This window comes from Rhizobacter sp. P2_H2, assembly GCF_056403375.1.
Genome location: NZ_JBFUFP010000682.1, coordinates 1 through 3,003 on the forward strand (window position 1 = coordinate 1; position 3,003 = coordinate 3,003).

Consider the following 3,003-nt stretch of genomic DNA (forward strand, 5'->3'; position numbering starts at 1 on the left):
CAACTGAGCTTTGCCTTGTTTGAGCTGCTGTGGTGAAAAGGTGAGAGCAGGCTCCCGCCTGATGTCGATCATGTCGCGATGCCGTACGGTCTGTTCCACGACCACGATGTTGCCGCCGCYGTGCGCCTGCAGTTCGAATCGGATGGCGCAGAAACTTTGCTCATCATCAGAGATGACCACCGACGTGGTCGGGACCATGTCCTTGTATTTGGCCAGTTGACCGGCCAGATCCAACATCAAGGGCCGCTGGTCGGGGGAAAACACATTGAGGGTCGCAGCGACAGATTGCATGTTCTTGCGAGTGCGGCGTATTTCCTTCTCGGTGGCTGTTTCTCGAGGCTTCAGGATCGGTAGCGACCACCGTCTCGCGGCTTTCCCGGGTTGCGTCGATTCAGGCAGAAGTGCTTCCAGATGCTCAGTCGAACGGCTTCGTTGGAACTTCAACGATGTTCTTGTCTCACGCTCTGGCTGTGCGTTTCTTTGCGTTGTGGGAGACACGAACTCCCGGATCTTCCTGAAGAGGAGCATGACATTTCTCGCCCGATGATGAATTGCAGCCTGTGTCACGCCGCAGGACAAACAGTTCCATCGGGTTCATGGCCTACCCCATTGCGCGGCCCGACTACCCAGAAGTTTTCTTCACCCGCACCGGCACTGTCGCATTGCAGACATTGATGTGCCGCGGGCTGTGCACGAACCACTCCTCGCGCCGCACGCGCCGGGCCTCGAGCAGGGCACGCCAGGTCGCGGTGCCGGTGCGCATCACCTCGAGCGCCGGCCGTTCGGCATCGGGCATGTCGGCCAGCAGCCGCACGCGGCGGATGCCGCCACGCTGGTCGGGCTGCGCGTAGAAGCCCATCTCCGCGGTGCCGCGCCGCAGCGAGGCCAGTTCCTGGATCCCCTGCAGCACCCGCCCGACCAGCGTGATGTTGAGGTCCAGCCCGCGCRGCGCCTGGCCGATCACCGCGTACAGCTCGCTGCCGTTGCTGCTGTCGACCGCCATGTCGCGGCCCGCGCCGACCATGCCGTAGCAGTGCGTCAGCCAGGCCCGGCCGCTGCGCGGATCGGCCGCCACCGGCATGCCGTCGACGAAGCCGGTCACCGGGGCCCAGCCGTCGAGGTCGGGAAGCCGGGTGAGCGGCAGGCCCTTCAGCGGCACCGAGAACTCGGCCGGCAGCTTGCGATGCGCGCTGCCCAGCGGCCGGGCCTTGTCGGCCGATTCGGCATCCGGGTCGCCCCATTGCGCGACGTAGTTGTCCTGCACGCGCACGACCGCGAGGCCGTCGAAGAAGCCCTCGTGGGCCAGCGTGCGGATGTTCTCGACGTGCCGCGGCGCGAAGCGCGGGGCGAGTTCGATGACGATCGGCCCGCTGCGCGGATCGGCGAGCTCCATCACGACGGTGTCGGCCGGCGCCAGCGGGCGCCAGTCGCTGGCGGCCGAGCGTTCGATCACCTCGGCGACGGTCGGTGGCGCGGCCCCGGCCCACGGCGTCGCGATGAAAGCCAGTGCGGCGCAGAGCGCGCGCGGAACGGAACGCGAGAGAAACATGGGCCGACTCCGTGAGAACAGGGAGCGGCCACGATATCAGCCCCGAATCAGCGGTGGCCGTCCCAGTCGCGCCGGTCGTGGTCACGCCAGTCGCGGCCGGGGCCCGGGCCGTAGTACGGCGCCGGTTCGACGATCACGGTGCGCTGGCGGTAGCCACGGGGTGGCACGACGATGCAGGCGCTCAGCAATTGCGTCACGGCAACGATGCCGACCAGGCCCAACATGCGGCGGTTCAGAAAGCGTTTCATCGGGGGTCTCCTGCAGGCCGTACAGCGGCCTTGCCATGACAACGGGTGCCGTCGCCTCGATGTTGACGCGCCCGCGTTGCTGCGAGGTAAAGGGCGGGTATCTGTCTGTTCGGCTTGGGGGCCGCAGCGCCGCTATCCGACGTTGATGACCGTTTCCGCGCGCCGTTGCCGCTCCAGCATCCACAGCAGGTAGACCACGACCGCAACATTCAGCAGCAGCGTCGCGACGCGCAGCGCGCTCACATGCTGCAGCAACTCGTAGAGCTCCACCGGCACGTAGATCGCACCACCCGCGGCGCCCAGCCAGGCACCCCAGCGGTAGCCGCGCCACAGGCCATACGCTTCGGCCAGCCGTACGCTCGCGTACAGCGCCGCCAGGCCGGCCAGCAGCCACAGCCGTGCATCGGTGAGTTGCGAACTGGCTTCCAGGAAGATGTGCGGGAAGTGCCGGTCCGGGTCGAGGTGCAACCCGGCGACCAGCGCCTCGGCCAGGTGCCGCACGTCGCGGTGCAGCAGCGACAGCAGCCCGAAGCCGCCGGCCAGCACGGCCAGGCCCTTGATCGCCTCGAACAGCGCGACCAGTTGCATCGTGCGCGGCGGATGGGGGCGGGCGCTCATGACGTCAGCGGCCGCGCGGCGGGCGCATCGATCACGAGATCGCTGCGCGGCTGGGCCACGCACGGCAGGATGAATCCTTCGGCCTTCTCCTCGGCGCTCAGGCCCGGCCACTCGATCGGGTACTCGATGCGGCCGCTGACGAGCTTGCAGATGCAGGCACGGCAGGTGCCGTTGCGGCACGAGCTCGGCAGCCGCAGCCCGGCGAGCTGCGCCGACTTCACCAAGCCTTGCTTCGCAGGCGCCGCGAAGCGGAAACCGCCTGGCTCGACGACGGCTTCGAAGGGCGCGGCGCTGCCGGCTTCACCGCCGCTCATTCGGCCGATGCCTCGTCCAGGAACCTCACCTTCACCTTGCGGCCCTTCAGCTTGCCGCTGTTCAGCCGCTGCAGCGCCTGCTTCGCGATCGCGCGATCGACGGCCACGTAGGTCGAGAACTCGCCGACCTGGATCTTGCCGACCTGCGCCGCGGTGAAGCCGGCCTCGCCGGTCAACGCGCCCAGCACGTCGCCGGGGCGGATCTTGTCCTTGCGCCCGCCGAGGATCTGCAGCGTGCGCATCGCCGCGGTCAGCGGCCCGCCGCCGCTCGGCG

At 68.1% G+C, this 3,003-nt stretch carries 6 protein-coding genes; all 6 read right to left on the reverse strand.

Annotation, left to right across the window (positions count from 1 at the left end):
* Positions 1–444, reverse strand: a 444-nt coding sequence (locus AC1D15_RS24610; protein WP_477828037.1) for a hypothetical protein, incomplete at its 3' end; no start/stop codon positions are given.
* A gap of 178 nt (positions 445–622) precedes the next feature.
* Positions 623–1,549, reverse strand: coding sequence for a peptidylprolyl isomerase (locus tag AC1D15_RS24615; RefSeq protein ID WP_477828038.1), 927 nt, complete (start codon positions 1,547–1,549; stop codon positions 623–625).
* Between the two features lie 47 nt (positions 1,550–1,596).
* The gene (locus AC1D15_RS24620) at positions 1,597–1,797 is read right to left on the reverse strand and encodes a hypothetical protein (protein ID WP_047511412.1); all 201 of its coding nucleotides are present in this window, start codon (positions 1,795–1,797) and stop codon (positions 1,597–1,599) included.
* Positions 1,798–1,929: 132 nt separating this feature from the next.
* Entirely contained in the window at positions 1,930–2,415 is a 486-nt protein-coding gene (locus AC1D15_RS24625) for a DUF2127 domain-containing protein (protein WP_477828039.1), read from the reverse strand.
* The gene (locus AC1D15_RS24630; protein ID WP_465113191.1) at positions 2,412–2,729 is read right to left on the reverse strand and encodes a 2Fe-2S iron-sulfur cluster-binding protein; all 318 of its coding nucleotides are present in this window, start codon (positions 2,727–2,729) and stop codon (positions 2,412–2,414) included. Before AC1D15_RS24630 ends, AC1D15_RS24625 begins: the two co-directional genes overlap by 4 nt.
* Positions 2,726–3,003 (reverse strand): DbpA RNA binding domain-containing protein (locus AC1D15_RS24635; RefSeq protein WP_477828040.1); only part of this gene is annotated, 278 nt, incomplete at its 5' end. The genes AC1D15_RS24630 and AC1D15_RS24635, both read right to left, overlap by 4 nt.

Coding starts and splice junctions, on each gene's coding strand:
- AC1D15_RS24620 (WP_047511412.1), bottom strand. CDS start 1,797: ATGAAACGCTTTCTGAACCGCCGCATGTTGGGCCTGGTCGGCATCGTT.
- AC1D15_RS24625 (WP_477828039.1), bottom strand. CDS start 2,415: ATGAGCGCCCGCCCCCATCCGCCGCGCACGATGCAACTGGTCGCGCTG.
- AC1D15_RS24630 (WP_465113191.1), bottom strand. CDS start 2,729: ATGAGCGGCGGTGAAGCCGGCAGCGCCGCGCCCTTCGAAGCCGTCGTC.